The organism is Lutispora sp. QWL-02, from assembly GCF_058315355.1.
Genome location: NZ_CM177762.1, coordinates 3,647,819 through 3,666,427 on the forward strand (window position 1 = coordinate 3,647,819; position 18,609 = coordinate 3,666,427).

Genomic DNA, 18,609 nt, shown 5'->3' on the forward strand with positions numbered 1-18,609 from the left:
TCTGAGACTTTCCTCAGATGACAAAATCTATCATATCATTGTATATTATACTATTATTTCTCCTAACTTGTAAGTGCATTGTTGCTATATGTCGCTTTAACAGGAATTAATGCTCACCATATGAGTCTTAAGAACTAAAAAAGCGGCTCCACGCCGCTTTTTGAACGAGACTTCATTCAGTATTCAATAGATTGGAAATATGAAAGATACCAGCTGCCATTTTGTTTTTGCATCTCGACCCTGTAGCATCCTTCTATGACCTCAATTCCTTCCTGCCCTTCCAGATCCCATATTATCTCTCCTTCAAGGAGGACATTGCTTCCGTATTTTTCTATCTTCGCATTCTGAAAGTCAAGGGAGATCACCGGCTCCATATCAGTAGGATATTCCTTGAGGTAAGCAAAAGTCTCCAGGTCTTCTTCCAGCAGCTTTCCTGAAGCAACGGAATTCATATCGCAATGAAAAGCATCATAATCATAATCCTCTTCCAGAATTTTATTCCAGGCTTGAGACCTTCTCATAAGCAGCTCCTCGCATAGAGATTCAAAATCTGTAGAATCACCGGATGCGGCAAAGCTGATAAACAATATTAATATCAATGATATTGAGACCGCCGAATATAGTACGCTTCTTCTCATCATCCCACCTCTTTAGATTTGATGAGATAATTATACTATGCCGCATCTATGAATTTTGCCGCTTCTTGGCCTATTTTCATAACTTTTTGTCTACATAATCGGATATATTACTTTTTCTATCGCTATCAAATAAAGTAATGCGGCAAAAGCCGCATTACTTTGCACATCTTGTATAATCTATACTGCTTCCAGGGATTCCTTTTCTTTAGCACTGAACAGCTTGTCTAAATCAAGAAGAATGAGAATCCTGTCCTTTATCTTTCCTATTCCTGTTATGTATTTCCTTTCTATACCGGCAATAATATCAGGAGCCGTTTCTATGTTTTCTTCATTTATTGTAGTCACTTCGGATGCGTCATCCACAATAAACCCTACCTGCTTGGACTCAATGTTCATGACAATTATCCTGGTATCTTCATTCAAGGCTTCCCCTGGGATATTGAATCTTTTTTTCAAATTGACTATGGGTATGATTTCACTTCTCAGATTTATTATTCCTTCAATGAAGTTAGGAGTGTTAGGTACCTTTACAGGATCCTTATAGGTTACGATTTCTTTAACCTGCATAATGTCTACGCCATACTCTTCTTTGCCCAGTTTAAATACTACAAATTGAATCTCAGCCAATAATCTCTCCTCCAATACTATCTTATTTTAATTTTTATGGCAATTGCATCCATGACCATGTTTATGCTTGTGCTCATGTCCTTCGCAGCCGCAATCCGGCTGCGAGTCCGTAATTTCTATGGTATCCAGTTGAGCCTTGACCTGGGACTTTACCCAGTCTATATATTTTCTTCTCAGCCTTTGCTGCTCGGCCTTCTCTTCCTCGGTCAGTCCGGCATCCTTTGATTTCTTTGCAAGAAAATTTATCCTGTCTATATCCTCTTTTGTAATCATCAAACCATCCTATCTATGCTCATTATTTCAATTATGCCAATTCTCCCAGAGCTTCCTCAACTGCCTTGACAAAAACTCCCGATTTCACCATCTTATCTAATTTATCCATATCCACATACATTATTCTATCATTTTCTACCGGTGGGACATGCTTTCTGATCTCTTCGTAGGCCTTTCTTGTTCCCTTCCCGAGAACTGCCCCTTCTCTGAAGCTGATAGCCTGTGATGCGGCAAAAGCCTCTATAGCCAGCACCTTTTCCACATTGTCCAGAATGAGCCTTGCCTTTCTGGCCGCTGTGGTGCCCATGCTCACATGATCCTCCTGATTGGCGGAGGAAGGTATGGAATCCACGCTGGCAGGATGAGCCAGCACCTTGTTTTCCGATACCATTGAAGCGGCTGAATATTGGGTTATCATAAAGCCCGAATTCAAGCCCCCTCTTTTAGTCAAAAATGCAGGTAGATCATTGAGCTGAGGGTTGACAAGACGCTCTATCCTTCTCTCGGATACATTGGCCAGTTCCGACACTGCTATACCCAAAAAGTCCATTGCAAGAGCCAAAGGTTGTCCGTGGAAATTACCCCCGGAAATAACCATGTCGTCTTCAGAGAATATGAGCGGATTGTCTGTCGCCGCATTCAGCTCTATTGCTATAATATCTTTAGCGTAATATATTGCATCTCTGCTTGCGCCATGTATCTGAGGGATGCATCTCAGCGTATAAGCATCTTGAACCCGCAGCTCCCCCTGATGTGAAGTGAGATTGCTTCCTTCTATGATCTTCAATACATTCTGGGCTGTTATCATCTGCCCTCTTTGTCCCCTGGCCTTGTGCACCCTTTCGTCAAAGGCATCTGTTATTCCTTTCAGCGCTTCCAGAGTCATAGATGCTATTATATCTGCAGTCTTTATTATATTCAATGAATCGTATACAGTCAATGCCCCTATGGCAGCCATTACCGGTGTTCCGTTTATCAATGCCAGGCCTTCCTTTGAGGTGAGCTCCACCGTGTTTATATCTGCTTTTAACATGGCTTCTCTGCCGGACATTCTCTCTCCCTTATATATAGCTTCCCCTTCGCCAAGCATGACAAGGACCATATTGGCAAGAGGCGCAAGATCTCCGCTGGCTCCCAAAGAACCCTTCTCAGGTATTATGGGGTGGACACCTTTATTCAGCATCTCCAGCAATGTGTTCACTGTTTCCAGCCTTATTCCCGAAAATCCCTTTGCCAATGCATTGGCGCGCAGCAGCATAACTCCCCTTACGGTTTCCTCGGGAAGAGGATTTCCCATAGAGCAGGCATGGCTTACTATCAAATTCCTTTGAAGAGCTTTCGTATCCTCCTTGGATATATAGGTATCGCTGAATTTTCCGAAGCCTGTTGTGATTCCATAAACCACTGCTTCTTTCTCCACCAGGCCGTCTACATACTCCCTGGATTTTTTAATCTTGGATACTGCCTCCTGAGATAGTTCTACAAGAAGACCACTTCTTGCAACATCCACCACATCCTTTATGGTCAGGTGCTCTCCGTCTATGCGCAAATGTCCCATCAGATCACTTCTCCTTTTATTTAGAATTATTTTTAGTTTTTCTTTTAGTTATTTTATTGCCCCTCACAGCTTTATGAAAAGCCTCTTTAGGCTTTGGCCTTATAAGGCATTGGCTGCCGTAACCGATCAAATCGGCCCTTTTCGCCAGATTAAGAGCTTTAAAAACCAGATCATAATTCTTAGGATTTCTATATTGTATCAAGGCTTTCTGCATGGCCTTCTCAGCCGGGCTCTTCGGCACATATACTTTCTCCATGGTCCTCGGATCAAGCCCAGTATAGTACATAGCCGTGGATAAGCTGCCCGGCGTTGGATAAAAGTCCTGTATCTGCTCCGGATTATAGCCCATATCCCTTACGTATTCTGCCAGTTCTACCGCAGCTTTCAAGTCTGAGCCCGGATGCCCCGACATCAGATAAGGAACCAGATATTGATCCAGTCCAAGCTTTCTATTTGTTTCAAAATATTTATCCTTAAATCTATCATATACTTTTTGGCCGGGTTTTCCCATAAGTTTTAATACTTTTTCCGATATATGCTCAGGGGCCACCTTCAGCTGGCCGCTCACATGATGTTTGCACAGCTCCTTCAGAAATTCATCGCTCTTATCCTGGAGCACATAATCATATCTTATTCCGGAGCGTATAAATACCTTCTTTACATCAGGCAGAGCCCTGATCTCTCTCAAAAGCTTCAGGTAATCCTTATGATCCACTATCAGATTCTTGCAGGGAGCAGGGAACATGCACTGTCTTTCCTTGCATACGCCTTCCTTCTCCTGCTTTTTGCAGGCTGGCTGCCGGAAATTTGCCGTGGGGCCTCCCACATCATGTATATATCCTTTAAAATCCGGAGCTTCCGTCATAAGCTTTGCTTCCTCCAGGATGGATTCATGGCTTCTCTTTTGTATTACCCTGCCCTGATGAAAATTGAGAGCGCAGAAGGAACAGCCTCCATAGCATCCTCTATGAGAGGTTATGCTGAATTTTATCTCCTCCAGAGCCGGTATTCCCCCTTTGCCTTCATACACAGGATGATAGTTTCTAGCATAGGGCAAAGCATATACGCTGTCCAGCTCATATTGGTCCAAAGGCTTTGCCGGAGGATTCTGCACCAGATATCTGTCTCCATGGGGCTGTATGACTATTTTTCCCGTCTCATAATCCTGCTCCCCGGATTGGATCAAAAAAGCCTTGGCATATTTCTTCTTATCGGATGCAACCTCTTCATAGCTATTGATAAAGACAGCATCCCTCAGTCCTTCCATCGAATTGGTGATATACGCAGTGCCATTGATATAATTGATATACTTTATATCTATACCTCCGGATAAAGCTTCGGCAATCTCTTGTATGGGCTTTTCTCCCATGCCGTATATCAGCAGATCTGCTTTGGAATCAAAAAGAATTGATCGCCTAACTTTATCATCCCAGTAGTCGTAATGAGCAAATCTCCTCAGGCTTGCTTCCACTCCCCCTATTATTATGGGGACATCCTTGTAAGCCTCCCTCAGCTTGTTGCAATATACTATCAACGCCCTGTCAGGTCTGGCTCCTGCCTTTCCGCCGGGCGAGTAATGATCTGTTCTTCTCCTTCTCTTTAAAGAAGTATAATGGTTGACCATAGAATCTATGTTTCCTGAGGAGACTAAGAAAGCGTATTTAGGCTTTCCCAATATCATGAAGCTTTCCTTCTCTCTCCAATCAGGCTGCGGTATTATGCCAACCTTAAATCCCAGGCTGTCCAATAATCTCGTTATTATTGCATGGCCAAAGCTGGGATGGTCCACATAGGCATCGCCGCATATATAAATGAAGTCAAGCTGTTCTATACCGCGTTCCTTCATATCCCCTTCAGATGTGGGGAGGAATGCTGATGTATCAATATTTCCCAATCTATTTCACCACTTAATCATCTATTTGCTTATTATTCTTTAGTCCAATCCCCTATTTGCCCCTCAATTGAAAGGTTGATATGGGAGTATATATTCTTTTTCCCTGGATTTCTTCACTTTTTATCAATGAAACTTTCTCTGCATATATAACGGGTATATCCTTCAAATTTATAGATTCCCTTAGCTCCGCAAAGCCGGTTTTAAGGATCAGATCTTGGGCAATGGTTATGTGGGGCGTGTATGGCCTTTTCTCCTTATCAAAGCCGCTGCCTTCCAAACCTTCCTCAATTTTCTTATATAGAAGGTCAAGTGAAGCCAAAGCGCCGCCAAGGCCCAGCCAAAGAGTCCTGATATTGCCTCCGCCTCCGAAAAAGCCTATATCCTCAATGTTTAAGCCGAAGCTCCCCACTTCTTTGGAAGAAGCCTCCAGCACTTCATTTATGAAGGGAATTTGTTCTTCAGATATTTGACCCAAAAACTTCAATGTGAGGTGAAAATTGCCTATATACTTAAACCTCCCCCTTTGGGAGTTCTCCCTGACTATAGACTGAACGGCTTTAATCCCATTTTTCACCTTTACATCAAAATCTATGCCTATAAATGTTCTCATAAAAATTTACCAGCCTTTATCACATATTGTAGCTTACGGAAAGATAATAGGATAAAAGAAAAACTGCAATTCCGGATATAAAAAGTATGAGACCCCAGGGAAAACTTTTTCTGTTTTCCGCTTCAACTTCTTTATATATGGGAGTCTTCATGACCTTTCTTTTAAATACGGTAAATGAAGCCACGAGCATTATACCTCCGATAAAGGAGGACAAAATGCCTATCCAGAATAAAATATCTATTAATTTCGACAGATTCATGTAAAACCAACCCCACATTTTTTAAATTCAACAGATAAGATAAAAAATAAAGCATGTCAAAGGTTTCTTCCTTACACACACTTTATTTTACTATATTTTTCTGATTATTACTACTTTTGTATATCGATTATCTCATTATATATTTCTTCGGGAGACATTCCTGAAGCATCGATAACTCTTGCCTTTCCTATTGCATCCTGCATGCCCATAATATTTATATCGGTGCCTGAAACTACTACTGCATCATACCTGTTCATTGTCCAGGAAGATCCCATCTTTTTGCTGCTGAATTCTTTTACGCTGATATCTTTATTCTCAAGGTATTCTTTCACATTGTTTAAATTCGGCTCTACTCCTACTTTAAGCTTTCCCATACTCCAACCTCCTTTTTGATTTTTTTATATCTAACATTATTTATGAACAAATCTAATTAAAATATTCATATTTTAGTGCATGCTGTTTTTGTCATTTTTAGAGGAAGGATTTTACCCTTGTTTTACATTTTTTGTCTTGTACCCAGCATGTTCTTTGGTTAGAATATATTTATATTACAATTGTGTTACAAATATATTTTAAAAATTCTTTTTTTAGTTTTTTACATGTAAAGGGTGATAAATATTGAAAAAAGCTTTGGTCAGCAGCAAAAAAAGCCACGCTACGTTTTTGTACATACCTGAAACCCAGTCTTCGGTCAGATCCGTAAGAATGCCTATATGGGGGCCTAAGGTCCTGGCAGGCATATTGGGAGTACTTATTATTTACTCGTCTTTTTCTGCATATGCGATAAGCCATCTTAAATTTCAGTATGAAACAAGCAAAAAAGACATCAAAGCCCTTACAGAGATAAACAACTCTCAAAAAGCGGAAATCGAAAGCCTCAACTTGAATGCGCAAAAAATCCAGAAGCAGCTTGAACAAAACCTAGCCGCCCTAGAAGAAGTAAAGGCTGCTGTGGGATTAGAAGACAAAGGTTCCGAAGAAACAAAAACAAAGGGCAAAGCAGCTTTAAGCACTGTTTCTCAAGCGATTGACGGGAATATTGCTCTGCCGTTCGTCAGCGGAAACAGCTATGATTTGTCTGCAGAGCTTTCATCTCTTCAGACCTCTTTATTGAGTTTATCAAAAAAAACTATGAATCAAAAAACCGAAATCGACAAGTCAGTGGCTTCCATTAAAGACCGGCTTGATTATTTGCGATGTGTTCCTTCCATAGCTCCTGTAGTTGCAAAGATTACAGCCGGATATGGTTATAGAAGGAATCCCTTCACCAGCCGCGGCAGCGAATTTCATGATGGAATAGATTTTGGAGCCCCATATGGAACAAAAGTGGTCGCTACCGGCGATGGCGTAGTGTTGTTTGCGGGCTACCAGTCGGGATATGGCAGGATGGTCATCATATCTCACGGCTATGGCCTGACCACATCCTATAGTCATAATTCATCTATTTTAGTAAAAAAGGGTGATAAAGTAAAGAGAGGCCAGGCAATATCCAAAGTAGGAAGTACAGGCAGAAGCACCGGCGCCCACCTTCACTACGAAGTCAAGCTTAATGGCAAAAATGTAAATCCGGCAAAATATTTTTAACAAAGGAGAGTTGAATATGTTCAATTCGAATAAAAAAAGCATGCCCATCAATACCGATAGAATCGATACTTTGGTGGGGAAAAACACAGGCATTGAAGGTGCGTTGACGGCTGAAGGTACTATCCGTATAGACGGCAAATTAAAAGGTGATGTGATCCTCTCCGGAAACCTGGTAGTTGGCGAAGAGGGCTCAATAAAAGGCAATGTGAAAGCCGACAGCATAATGTTGTCCGGCATCATAGAAGGGAATATAACGGTTGCAAATCAACTCCACCTGACTCCCACTTCAAAGCTGATCGGAGATATTGATGCTAAGAACATCATTGTGGACGAAGGTGCAATCTTTCACGGTAACTGCAAAATGGCAGCGGCGGAAGCTGCTGTTGCAAAAGAGTAGTTGAACAGAATCTCAACTGCTCTTTTTTTAATTTAATATTTTTTCAAATTTACTATTGACAAATGAATAAATATACTATAGAATCAAAAACAATTTACTTATAAAAGTATTGACGGAGAGAAAAGTATCCGGATTTAATCACAGAGAGCCGGTGTATGGTGCGAATCGGTATTAGAAGGATATGCAATGATCACTCCCGAGCTGCCGAGTCAAAAGGCTTTATGCCGAGTAGATAAGGCCGGTTTGTTCGCCACCGTTACATGGCTAGGGTTAAAAGAATTTAATTCTTCGACCTGAAGAGGCTGCCGGTGTGAACCTGCAGCGAATATGGGTGGTAACACGGATTAAACCCCGTCCCAAAATTTATATTTTGGGATGGGGTATTTTATTTTTAGGAGGTAATTATATGGAAAAACTTCTGGTGGCCAAAGTGAGCAATGAAATTGATGTGCTTATGAGAGTCAGCGGGATCATAAGGCGAAAAGGCTTCAGTATGAAAAGCATACATATGGAACAAGCAACTGAAAATCAGGCGAATCTCAAGATTATGTTGTCATATCAGGATAAGAGCGTAGACCAGTTGATGAACCAGATAAAAAAATACAATGATGTATATGAGGTGAGCATAGTATAAAAAACTATAGGGCTTTAAGAAAATCATCAGGTCAAGTCAGCACTATTGCAGCCAGGCTTGCCTATGAGTATAAACAAAAATTTTTTAACAGATTGGGAGGATTATCATGGCAAAAATGTATTATGAGAAAGACGGGAGTCTGGAATTATTAAAGGGAAAGAAAGTTGCAGTCATAGGCTTTGGCAGCCAGGGACATGCACATGCGCTAAATCTTAAGGAAAGCGGCGCAGATGTGGCAGTAGGCCTCTATAAAGGCAGCAAATCATGGGAAACTGCCAAAGCTTCAGGACTTGAAGTCATGGAGGTTGACGAGGCAGTGGCCGTGTCCACAGTGACAATGATACTGATACCGGATGAAAAGCAAGGAAAGGTTTATAAAGAATATATAGAAAAAAATCTTAAGGATGGAGATGCGCTGGCCTTTGCTCACGGATTTAACATCAATTACGGGCAGATCACCCCACCGGCAAATGTGGATGTATTCATGATAGCGCCGAAGGGTCCCGGACATCTTGTCAGGAGAGTTTATCAGGAAGGCAAAGGCGTCCCCGCCCTATTGGCCGTACATCAGGATTACACAGGAAAGGCCAAGGATCTGGCTCTGGCCTATGCAAGAGGGCTTGGAGCTTTAAGAGCAGGCGTAATAGAGACTACCTTCAAAGAAGAGACAGAAACAGATCTCTTTGGAGAACAAAGCGTATTGTGCGGCGGTATTACAGAGCTCATAAAAGCCGGCTTTGATACTTTAAGAGAAGCTGGCTATCAGGAGGAAATCGCATATTTCGAATGTCTGCATGAAATGAAGCTTATCGTAGATCTTCTATATGAAGGCGGCTTCGAAAGGATGAGATTCAGCGTAAGCGATACCGCTGAGTATGGAGATTATGTTACAAGCAAGAGGATCATAACAGAAGAAACAAGAAAAGAAATGAAAAAAGTATTGGCAGAGATCCAAAACGGCGAGTTTGCCAAGGCATGGATCGTTGAAAATATGACAGGCCGCCCTGTCTTCAATAAGAGAAAAGAACAAGAGTTAAATCACCCCATAGTAGAGGTGGGCAAAAATCTCAGGGAAATGATGTCATGGCTTAAGAAGTAGGCGAGCAACGGCTAACAGAAAGGAGATTGAACATGGAATACACTGGTGCTGAAATAGTCCTCAATTGCTTAAAGGAGCAGGGAGTGAATACCATATTCGGTTACCCCGGAGGAGCCGTAATACCTCTTTATGATGCTTTGTTCAATTATCATCAGGATTTTCTTCATGTATTGACCTGCCATGAACAAGGAGCGGTCCATGCCGCCGACGGCTACGCCAGATCAACGGGTAAAGCAGGTGTATGCTTTGCAACCTCAGGTCCCGGTGCTACAAACACCGTTACCGGAATTGCAACAGCCTATATGGATTCGGTACCCTTGGTGGTGTTTACTGGGCAGGTGCCTCAAAGCCTCCTTGGGAGAGACTCTTTTCAGGAAATTGATATAACCGCAGTTACATTCCCGATTACGAAATACAATTACCTGGTAAAGAGCATTGAGGATCTGCCGTCCATAATAAGGGAAGCCTTCCGTACGGCCATGAGCGGGCGCAAAGGCCCGGTGCTCATCGACATACCCAAAAATATTTTTACTGCAAAGGGTGAGTATATTACGATAAGCATGTTTACGGAAGGGAAAAAAACTGCTCCCGTTGATGATAATTTATTATGGGAAGCTGTAAAAGCAATCGATGTATCTAAGAAGCCCGTGATCTATGCAGGAGGAGGGGTAATTCACGCCGGTGCGGAACCGGAGCTTTGGGAATTGGCGAAAAAAGCTTCCATTCCTGTTGCCAATACGCTTATGTCCTTAGGGTGCTTCCCTATGAACCACCCTCTCTCCCTCGGGCTTGTAGGTATGCATGGCCATAAAGAAACAAACCTTGCGGTTACGGAAAGTGATCTGATAATTGCTGTGGGTGCCAGATTCAGTGATAGAGTGATAGGAACTAAGGATAAGTTTGCTCCCGGAGCAAGAATAATTCATATAGATATAGACGGATCAGAAATAGGAAAGAACAAAGAAGTTGATTTCCCTCTTGAGGGCAATGTCAAGGATACGCTGAAGGCTCTTGCCGATAAGGTTTGTGAAAAGGATAGAAGCCGATGGCTGAGCAGCATAAGAAGCTTGGCCCCCAAAGTAAAGCAGCAGCCTGATGCCTTCTCTCCAGCCAATATATTGGCACTTGCTCAAAGAATAGTTGGCACAGATTCAATAATAGTGACAGAAGTGGGACAGCATCAAATGTGGGCAGCTCAATACTGCAGGGTAGACTCTCCCAGGAGATTCCTCACCTCGGGAGGATTAGGCACTATGGGTTATGGACTCGGCGCTTCAATTGGAGCCCAAATCGCAAATCCTGACAAGAAGGTCCTTCATATAGCAGGAGACGGCTCCTTCAGAATGAACTGCAATGAGCTGGCCACCGTATCAAAATATAGGCTGCCGATCATAACTCTTCTTTTCAATAACGGAAGCCTGGGCATGGTAAGACAATGGCAGGATTTATTTCAGGAAAAGCGATACTCACAGACAGATCTCACAGATGATGTGGATTATATGAAGCTTGCCTCAGCTTACAGGTTAAACGGAGCAAAGGCTGAAAATCTGGCACAGCTTCGAGAAGCGCTTTTCAAAGCCATAAGCTCAGAAAAGGCAACCATAGTAGAATGCATGATCGATAAGGAAACAGGAGTCTACCCTATAGTGCCTCCAGGAATGCCTATTGATAATATGCTAACCGGCCGCTAGCCTGCCGTATAAATCTAGGCTTCCCCTTCTTGATCCTAAGAGCCTCGCATTGGGCCTGAATTCTGAGCTCTGAATCCTGAGCTCAGAAGTACTAAGGCCTTGTACTAAGGCCTTTTAATATCTTCCATGAAGGTCCAAATGATTTTAGCAGCTTCCGCTCTGGTGGTAAAGTCCTTTGGCGCAAACAGGTTATTGGGCTTCCCTCTCATTATATTCAAATCATACATAACCTTTACAGCATCTGCTGCATAATCAGCTATAGCTTTTTTATCGTTAAAATACGGCATAAAATAGGCTTCTCTATTCTTGTTTAAAAGCTTCATAGCCCTCATCATTATGACTGCTGCATCCTGTCTTGTTATATTATTTTCAGGATAATAGTATCCTTTATAGCCCTGTATCAGACCTGCCATAGATGCTGCTTCAATATATCCTGCATATGGATTTTCATAGGGTACATCTTTATATCTTCCATTGCCTTCACCCTTCTGCAAACCTATGGCATTGGCAAGATAGGCTGCAAACTCAGCCCTCGTTATATTTTCACCGGGCTTATACATATTGCCTTCTCTAGGAAATACTATGCCTGCCTCATACAGTTTTTGGATGTAGGATGCGGCCCAATTGCTTCCGATATCCGAAAGTGGCATCCTCGATATACTGCTGTCCCCTTCCGGCAAAAGCTTTATGCTGTCTTCTCCGGATATGAGCTTAAGGCTGGTGCCGTTGGAATCATAATAGGAATATTGGACATCTATATCGCTTTTTATAGGGCTGCTGACATAATTATTTATGAAATGCCTGTCTCCGCCCCTTATATTGGCAAAATAATATTCATTGGGCACCTGCCTTCCATTATAGGTGTACATGAAAGTAGGCTCTGCTGGGATCCAGCCTTCCCCGGGAAGGTAGAATTCGCTCCAGGCATGCCTTTCCGAAGATGCATCTGTCCATTCATTCTCCCTCATATCTCCTTCTATCCAATAGCCTGCCACCACCCTCGAGGGTATGCCTGCTGCCCTGCAAAGCGCAGTAAACAAGGAAGCATATTCATCGCAAACTCCCCTGCCATTTATAAGGCCGCTTAAAGCGCCTTTATTGGCATATGCAGAATTTGTGTCATATTTTATATGTAGATTTACAAAATCATATATCTTCTTTGCTTTTTCCACCGTCGTACCAGTTTCGGCGAGTTCAAATGCCTTTGCCATAATTTGCGGGTTGTCGCTTTCAATCTTTTCTCCCGGCTTTATATATTTTAAATTCAGCGGGCTCTTAAAAAATTTTCTATAATCTGCATTTATTTTATAAATGCTCTCCTCATAGGCTATCCCGCTGTTTAAAATAGTTTTTTCAATTATTACATCAACTTTTTCTCCAGGCATCAAGGTTTTAACATTTATAACACTATAAATATTTCCCCATTCATCTGTATAGGAATTAGCGGGCAAAGGGTAAATGCTGAGGCCGAGGCTTTTCTGATAAGGCGAACTTGAATCCGAACCTGCAAGAACCTTTATATCAAGATTATATACAGCGTTGGAGCCGTCATTTATTATTTCATAGCTGTTTCTGACAAGGTATTTTCTGGCCTCTACAGTATCGTAAGATTCACCCTGTACAATAGAGAGCAGCAAAATCAATATTATGATAAAAGAAATAGTTTTTCTATAAATTTTCATCTTTCAACCTCCGCTATAGAATGCGATTACCTAAATTATAACATTAACCATGGATTAATTATATTAAGAATCTATTACAATAAGAAAAGCGGCTCACGCCGCTTATATATTTAAAAACTTTGATGCAATTCCAAAATATATACTGAGTGCCACCGCATCAACAATAGTGGTTATCAGCGGCCCTGCCATAATGGCCGGATCTAATCGTATCTTTTTTGCCGCTATAGGCAATATGCTCCCTACCATCTTCGCAAGTATTACCGTAAGAAGCAAGCTGAAGCACACCATAGCAGAAATAGCAATATCTATGCGTTCAAAAAAAACGAGCCTTGCGAAATTGACCAATGCTAAGGTTGTTCCTGCTATGAGGCTAACCTTAAGCTCTTTAAAGAACACCTTTAAAACATCGGAAGTTCGTATTTCTCCCAATGCCATACCTCTTATTATCAATGTTGAAGATTGAGAGCCTGCATTTCCTCCCGTGTCCATGATCATGGGAATAAAAGCAGTCAGCACTACCATGGATTGCAGCAATTCTTCATATCTTTTGATTATATTCCCCGTGAAGGTAGCTGAAATCATAAGTATCAGAAGCCATACTATCCTGTGCTTTGCCAGCACAAAGGCACTGGTCTTCAAATACTCTTCTTCCAAGGGCTCCATGGCCGCCATCTTGTGAAGGTCCTCAGTATTTTCCTGATCTATTATATCTATTATATCATCTATTGTAACTATGCCTACAAGCCTATTCTCATTGTCTACCACAGGAAGTGCCGTAAGGTCATATTTTTTAAATAAGGATGCGATGGTCTCCTGATCATCCAGGGTATTAGCATATATCACATCTACATCCATAATGTCGTCAATTATGGTATCTTCATCAGCCAATATCAGTTTTCTTATTGATAAAACCCCTTCCAGTTTTCTGCCTTTATCAATAACATAACAGGTATTTATAGTTTCTTTATCTATACCTGTGGCTCTGATATGATTTAATGCCTCTTTTACTGTCATTTGCTTTTTCAAGTCTACAAACTCTATGGTCATTACGCTTCCTGCAGAATAATCGGGATAATTGAGAAATTGATTTATGAGCTTCCTTGTCTCCTCATCCGTATTTCTCAGCACCTTTTTCACTACATTAGAAGGCATTTCCTCCAGAAAGTCTACAGCATCATCCAAAAACAGCTCACTGACTATATTATTTATTTCCCGGTCAGTTATGGACTCGATAATATACTGCTGCAGTTCCAAAGATATATAAGAAAAAACTCCCGCTGCTATTTCCTTGGGAAGTATGCGAAAAAGTATTAAAAGCTTTTTCTTATCCAACTCCATCAAGAGATGAGCGATATCTACGATGTTCATCTCGGTGATTTCATTTCTGACATCCTTGTATCTGTTCTCCTCGATTAGCTTCATAATGGTTTCGTTCATTTTTAAACCTCCTCTGAGGAACCGAAGGCCAAAAGATGGCAGCTATGGTTCCTATATTATTATTTGATTTTCTCCGGCAACTATTAGGTAAAGGGCCAGAATCCATATCTACCACCTCCAAAAATCAGCTTAAAAATAAATATTCCCTTTGCCCGAAAGCAAAGGGAATAAACACCATATTCACTATCCCCTCTCGTATAGTTTTAGCTCCCTGCAACATAGGGTATATCCCGGCTGCATTAGGTTAAACCTTAATCCGATAAAACCTGTTAACCGTCTTGGCATCTCTCGATGTTTAGCGGCAGCAGCATGTATTTGCAAGGTAGCCTCACATAACGGGCTGTGCTTTTATTATATGAATCTAATCATAAATTGTCAACTTGGTCATTTATTTTTTTTATTCCGACATAATCCATAGCAAACGCTGTGGCTATGCCGCCCACCCCACCCAGTCTCTAGTATACTATACTTTCACCAACGATGACCTTTCGGGATGTCAGCCACTTATCTATGGCATCCTTGTTGAATCTGTATGCCCCTTCAATAAGCACATAAGGTATCTCAGATTCCTTGTCATCAATAATATTATATACCTGAGCCAGTTTTATATCCAGATATTTTGCCAGCTCTGTGGGGGCCATCACGTCATTCCATCTCTCCTCCGGCTTTGTGCTGCTGTAAACAGCATCAGTACTATGCCGAACCTGAATTATCTGATAGCTCAGACTTTCAATTTCCGCTCTTATCTTATTGTTCACCTTATTCTCTATATATTTTGCCGTGATCATATTTGATAATACCACAACAAATGAAAATGCTATGAACAATGCAATAAGGCCTCTTTTATTATTCAATTATGCCACCTCCCTAAATTAATCCTTTATGCCGGCCGCTTCCAATTGCCCATGTTTAAATACTTGTATTTGTATGCTAAATTTTAGACGTAATAAGGGCCGGATTTGATGCAACATTTTCCACTGTTGAATTATTCCTTCTATATTTATATAATTATAACAAGCGTTCTAATTATATAAATAGGAATTCAATTTATTGAGGAAGGGATGATTATCGTGGATAAGATATTTAAGTATTTTGAAGAAATATCTAAAATTCCAAGAGGTTCCGGGAATGAAAAGGCTATAAGCGATTTTTTGGTGATGTTTGCCAGGGAAAATAATCTTGAAGTCATACAAGATGAAGTTCTTAATGTTATAATAAAGAAACCTGCTTCTTCGGGCTATGAAAATGCGCCGGGAGTTATACTGCAGGGTCATATGGATATGGTATGCGAAAAGAACAAAAATAAGGTTCATGATTTCACAAAAGATCCTATCACATTAAGATACATAGATGATATGATTTATGCAGACAACACGACTTTGGGCGCAGATAACGGCATAGCCATAGCTCTTGCAATGGCTATACTAACTTCTGATGACGTAAAGCATCCAAGCTTGGAAGTCCTGATAACTGTCGACGAGGAATCAGGCATGACAGGAGCTAATGCCCTCAACCCGGAAAATATATCGGGAAGAATCCTGATCAACATGGACTCAGAAGAAGAGGGAACCCTGCTGGTAAGCTGCGCAGGAGGCTCCAGAACCACTACAACTCTCAAGGCCGACTGGCAGGAACCGGGAAATAGCCAGGAGGCTTACATAGTAGCCATCGGAGGTCTCAAAGGCGGTCATTCGGGCATGGAGATAGATAAGGGCAGGGGTAACTCCAATAAGCTTTTAGGAAGGGTTTTAAACGGTATATACAAGGAAATCCCCTTCCAGCTTTCTCATCTAAGCGGCGGCTCCAAGACAAATGCCATACCCAGAGAAGCTGATGCCGTAATTTTTGCAAAAGCTGACAAATTCCAAGCCCTGCTGGGAATAATAAAGGAATGGGATAATACTCTCAAAAGTGAATTGAGATTTACAGACCCTGATGTAACCTTAACCTTAACCAAAGCCGACGGCAGCCATGGCAGAGCATTGAGCACGTATTGCACTGAAAAAGCTATAAGCCTCATGATGACAATACCCAACGGGATTCAAACCATGAGCGGCTCTATAAAAGGCCTGGTTGAAAGCTCCAGCAATTTAGGAGTGGTTGCCACAACCGATGAAGGCATAGTCTTTGATGCTTCAATAAGAAGCTCTGTCGGCAGTCTCAAGGAATATATAAAGGAGCAGGCTTATGCAGCCGCAAAGCTCGCGGGGGCAGATTTCAACGCCCATGGAGAATATCCGGCGTGGGAATATAATCCAGACTCCAGGATAAGAGAGGTATTTCAAAAGATATATAGGGAAAAATACGGCAAAGAGCCTGAAATAGTGGCTATCCATGCCGGCGTGGAATGCGGGCTGTTTGGAGAGAAAATAAAAGACCTTGATATGATATCCTTTGGCCCCGATATGTATGATGTCCACACTCCCAACGAGCATGTATCCATATCGTCAATAAAAAGAACCTATGAATATCTGGCAGCAGTTTTAGAAGCCTTAGATAGTTAAGCGTTAAATTAAGGAGTGATACAATGAACCATGATAGAGTGAGAACAAGATATGCACCAAGCCCTACAGGCTATATGCATGTGGGCAATCTGAGAACTGCTCTTTATGCATATTTGATAGCAAAGCATGATGGCGGAGATTTTATACTCAGAATAGAGGATACGGACCAGGGAAGATATGTAGAAGGTGCAGTAGACGTCATATATAATGCCTTAAGGCTTTCGGGCCTCATACACGATGAAGGCCCTGATATAGGGGGACCCGTAGGCCCTTATGTGCAAAGCGAAAGAAAACCCTTATACAAAGAGTATGCAGAAAAATTAGTTGAAAAGGGCGAAGCCTACTATTGCTTCTGCACCGAAGAAAGATTGGAAGCTTTAAGAAGTCAGGCAGAAGCTTTAAAAACTCCCTATAAGTATGATAAGCACTGCCTTGGCCTTTCAAAGGAAGAGATAAAAGAAAAACTCGCCAAGGGAGAGCCTTATGTAATAAGGCAGAACAATCCAAAGACCGGAGTCACTACCTTTGATGACGACATATACGGCTCCATATCCGTGGATAATGCGGAGCTGGATGATATGATACTGTTGAAATCCGATGGAATGCCCACATATAACTTTGCAAATGTGGTGGATGATCATCTGATGGGTATAACTCATGTGGTGAGAGGCAGCGAGTACCTATCATCATCGCCGAAATACAACAGGCTGTATGAAGCCTTTGGCTGGAACATACCTGTGTATGTGCATTGCCCGCCCATAATGAGGGACGCTCATAACAAGCTGAGCAAGAGAAAAGGCGATGCATCCTTTGAGGACTTGCTGGAAAAAGGATTTTTAAAGGAAGCGGTTATGAACTATATAGCTCTGTTGGGCTGGAATCCGGGAACGGATCAGGAAATATTCTCCTTAAAGGAGCTTATAGAGGTATTTGACTACAGAAAGATCAACAAGGCTCCTGCCATGTTTGATATGGAAAAGCTAAAATGGATGAACGGCGAATATATAAGGAAGCTTTCTTTGGATGAATTCCATGAAATGGCAATGCCTTATTATAAGGAGACCCTGAAGAAGGAATATGACTATAAAAAAATAAGCGAGCTGCTCCATACCCGTACTGAGATCATGAGGGATATACCCTCTCAGCTTGATTTCTTTGACGAGCTGCCGGAGTATTCTATAGAAATGTATGTCCACAAGAAAATGAAAACCGATTATGCTGTTTCTATAGCAAACCTGGAAAAAGCGCTCCCTGTGCTCAAGGCTTTGGAGGTCTGGAATCTGGATAATATCAGAGACAGCATAACCAAGCTCATAGAAGAATTGGGCGTAAAAAACGGTCAGGTGCTATGGCCTATAAGAACAGCCGTATCCGGCAAGTCCTTCACTCCCGGAGGCGCCTATGAAATAGCTGATATATTGGGCAAGGATGAAACCATCAGAAGAATTGAAATCGGGATAGTGAAGCTGAAAACTGAACAATAGATGATATGCAAACCTGCTGACAGCACACGCTGCCAGCAGGTTTTTGTTATGTGTCATATTTGATACCGAAATTATGATTGAGCAATCGTCACTCTGAGCGCAGCGAAGAATCTTTAAGATGCTGTAGTCTCCGGTTCATTGTCTACCTTATACTTCCATTTGGGCTTGCTTTAACTATAATTTTTCTCAATAAACAGGGGTTAGAAAACATATAAAATCTACGTTATAATAAATAAAA

18 protein-coding genes, 1 riboswitch and 1 other annotated feature are annotated in these 18,609 nt (G+C 41.6%); of the genes, 7 read left to right on the forward strand and 11 right to left on the reverse strand.

The features are described 5' to 3' along the window. Nucleotides 1-176 precede the first annotated feature (176 nt). From AC4HCY_RS17325 to AC4HCY_RS17360, 8 genes are all read right to left on the reverse strand, one after another. Nucleotides 177-641, reverse strand: a complete 465-nt coding sequence (locus AC4HCY_RS17325; RefSeq protein WP_491094741.1) for a hypothetical protein — start codon at nt 639-641, stop codon at nt 177-179. Nucleotides 642-815: 174 nt separating this feature from the next. Beyond that, nucleotides 816-1,265 (reverse strand): chemotaxis protein CheW, encoded by a 450-nt coding sequence (locus AC4HCY_RS17330; protein WP_323432221.1) that lies wholly within the window; start codon nt 1,263-1,265, stop codon nt 816-818. Between the two features lie 27 nt (nt 1,266-1,292). Continuing rightward, nucleotides 1,293-1,538 carry a DUF896 domain-containing protein gene (locus AC4HCY_RS17335; RefSeq protein ID WP_323432222.1) on the reverse strand — a complete coding sequence of 82 codons (246 nt, stop codon included), beginning with the start codon at nt 1,536-1,538 and terminating at the stop codon, nt 1,293-1,295. Nucleotides 1,539-1,569: 31 nt separating this feature from the next. Then, a complete protein-coding gene (gene hutH, locus AC4HCY_RS17340) occupies nt 1,570-3,096 on the reverse strand; it encodes a histidine ammonia-lyase (RefSeq protein ID WP_323432223.1) in 1,527 nt (508 codons plus the stop codon). Nucleotides 3,097-3,112: 16 nt separating this feature from the next. Continuing rightward, nucleotides 3,113-4,942 (reverse strand): YgiQ family radical SAM protein, encoded by a 1,830-nt coding sequence (locus tag AC4HCY_RS17345; protein ID WP_442916699.1) that lies wholly within the window; start codon nt 4,940-4,942, stop codon nt 3,113-3,115. 100 nt (nt 4,943-5,042) lie between these two features. Continuing rightward, nucleotides 5,043-5,600 carry an RNA 2',3'-cyclic phosphodiesterase gene (gene thpR / locus AC4HCY_RS17350; protein WP_491094742.1) on the reverse strand — a complete coding sequence of 186 codons (558 nt, stop codon included), beginning with the start codon at nt 5,598-5,600 and terminating at the stop codon, nt 5,043-5,045. Nucleotides 5,601-5,619: 19 nt separating this feature from the next. Further along, entirely contained in the window at nt 5,620-5,859 is a 240-nt protein-coding gene (locus AC4HCY_RS17355) for a hypothetical protein (protein WP_323432225.1), read from the reverse strand. Nucleotides 5,860-5,969: 110 nt separating this feature from the next. Further along, nucleotides 5,970-6,233, reverse strand: coding sequence for a YkuS family protein (locus AC4HCY_RS17360; protein WP_323432226.1), 264 nt, complete (start codon nt 6,231-6,233; stop codon nt 5,970-5,972). Between the two features lie 244 nt (nt 6,234-6,477). Between AC4HCY_RS17360 and AC4HCY_RS17365 the strand changes: the two genes are divergently transcribed. The 5 genes from AC4HCY_RS17365 to ilvB all read left to right on the forward strand — a co-directional run bounded on the left by AC4HCY_RS17365 (nt 6,478) and on the right by ilvB (nt 11,264). Beyond that, complete coding sequence (locus AC4HCY_RS17365) at nt 6,478-7,443, forward strand: peptidoglycan DD-metalloendopeptidase family protein (protein WP_491094743.1); 966 nt, start codon at nt 6,478-6,480, stop codon at nt 7,441-7,443. Between the two features lie 16 nt (nt 7,444-7,459). Then, nucleotides 7,460-7,840: a bactofilin family protein gene (locus tag AC4HCY_RS17370; RefSeq protein ID WP_323432228.1), complete on the forward strand. Its 381-nt coding sequence runs from the start codon at nt 7,460-7,462 to the stop codon at nt 7,838-7,840. Between the two features lie 100 nt (nt 7,841-7,940). Continuing rightward, nucleotides 7,941-8,202: a binding site (T-box leader), on the forward strand. A 44-nt stretch (nt 8,203-8,246) separates the two neighbouring features. Then, nucleotides 8,247-8,474, forward strand: coding sequence for an ACT domain-containing protein (locus AC4HCY_RS17375; RefSeq protein ID WP_255227506.1), 228 nt, complete (start codon nt 8,247-8,249; stop codon nt 8,472-8,474). Nucleotides 8,475-8,580: 106 nt separating this feature from the next. Further along, the gene (gene ilvC / locus AC4HCY_RS17380; protein ID WP_323432229.1) at nt 8,581-9,573 is read left to right on the forward strand and encodes a ketol-acid reductoisomerase; all 993 of its coding nucleotides are present in this window, start codon (nt 8,581-8,583) and stop codon (nt 9,571-9,573) included. A gap of 32 nt (nt 9,574-9,605) precedes the next feature. Continuing rightward, the gene (gene ilvB, locus AC4HCY_RS17385) at nt 9,606-11,264 is read left to right on the forward strand and encodes a biosynthetic-type acetolactate synthase large subunit (protein ID WP_323432230.1); all 1,659 of its coding nucleotides are present in this window, start codon (nt 9,606-9,608) and stop codon (nt 11,262-11,264) included. 104 nt (nt 11,265-11,368) lie between these two features. Here ilvB and AC4HCY_RS17390 read toward each other — a convergent pair whose 3' ends face one another. The 3 genes from AC4HCY_RS17390 to AC4HCY_RS17400 form a co-directional block, all read right to left on the reverse strand. Beyond that, nucleotides 11,369-12,946 (reverse strand): S-layer homology domain-containing protein, encoded by a 1,578-nt coding sequence (locus AC4HCY_RS17390; protein ID WP_491094744.1) that lies wholly within the window; start codon nt 12,944-12,946, stop codon nt 11,369-11,371. A 102-nt stretch (nt 12,947-13,048) separates the two neighbouring features. Then, on the reverse strand, nt 13,049-14,383 hold the full coding sequence (gene mgtE, locus AC4HCY_RS17395; protein ID WP_323432232.1) for a magnesium transporter: 1,335 nt from the start codon (nt 14,381-14,383) through the stop codon (nt 13,049-13,051). Nucleotides 14,384-14,564: 181 nt separating this feature from the next. Next, a riboswitch (M-box (ykoK) riboswitch) is annotated at nt 14,565-14,730 on the reverse strand. Between the two features lie 108 nt (nt 14,731-14,838). Beyond that, a complete protein-coding gene (locus AC4HCY_RS17400; protein WP_323432233.1) occupies nt 14,839-15,237 on the reverse strand; it encodes a helix-turn-helix domain-containing protein in 399 nt (132 codons plus the stop codon). A 207-nt stretch (nt 15,238-15,444) separates the two neighbouring features. Here AC4HCY_RS17400 and AC4HCY_RS17405 point away from each other — a divergent pair, with 207 nt between their 5' ends. Both AC4HCY_RS17405 and gltX read left to right on the forward strand, forming a co-directional pair. Next, complete coding sequence (locus tag AC4HCY_RS17405) at nt 15,445-16,887, forward strand: aminoacyl-histidine dipeptidase (protein ID WP_491094746.1); 1,443 nt, start codon at nt 15,445-15,447, stop codon at nt 16,885-16,887. A gap of 23 nt (nt 16,888-16,910) precedes the next feature. Continuing rightward, complete coding sequence (gltX, locus tag AC4HCY_RS17410) at nt 16,911-18,371, forward strand: glutamate--tRNA ligase (protein ID WP_323432235.1); 1,461 nt, start codon at nt 16,911-16,913, stop codon at nt 18,369-18,371. Nucleotides 18,372-18,609 lie beyond the last annotated feature (238 nt).